The organism is Vibrio sp. CCUG 15886, from assembly GCF_028570825.1.
Lineage (GTDB): Bacteria > Pseudomonadota > Gammaproteobacteria > Enterobacterales > Vibrionaceae > Vibrio > Vibrio vulnificus_B.
Map to the genome: position 1 here is coordinate 1 of NZ_JAQQBT010000057.1, position 590 is coordinate 590.

Sequence of the window (590 nt, forward strand, 5' to 3'; positions counted from 1 at the left end):
CCTAGGGTTCAAATCCCTATCTCTCCGCCACTACATAGAAAGCCTGCAAAGTAATTTGCAGGCTTTCGTCATTTCTGGTGTTTGATAATAAGAAGGGATTTGTGTCAAACCCCTAGTTGTCAAATATCAGCACTTCACCACTACTAATACCAATCTGGAAAATTAACTGGTCAGGTCTATCCATCTTCTCGAGCACATCTGTCTGACTCTGGCCGAACATTCCAAAAAACTATTCCAAGCCCTACATACTTTGGAGACAATGTCTTCGTAATCCGCAAAAGATTGATTGGCGAGAGAGTGTTGTCTTAACCAACTCCACACTTGTTCTATTGGGTTTAGCTCTGGTGAATAGGGTGGGAGCTTGATGATACTGACATTGTCAAATGGCTCAGCAATGTCATTGGTATGCCAACCCGCGCCATCCATAATGACCACTGCGTGACGACCTTTTTCGGTCACCGCGGAGAGCTGCTTCAAATGCTCAACCATAATGTTCTTGTTAACCCAAGGAACGACCATTGCCTCACCAATACCTCTAGCGGGGCATACTGAGCCAAACAAATACGCATATTCAAACTGCTGCTGTTTTA

At 44.4% G+C, this 590-nt stretch carries 1 protein-coding gene; it reads right to left on the bottom strand.

Annotated features, from left to right (window positions below; all coding sequences use genetic code 11):
- Positions 1-162: 162 nt before the first annotated feature.
- Positions 163-590: IS630 family transposase (locus tag PQQ36_RS22540; protein ID WP_273662753.1), on the bottom strand; the 428-nt coding region annotated here is incomplete at its 5' end.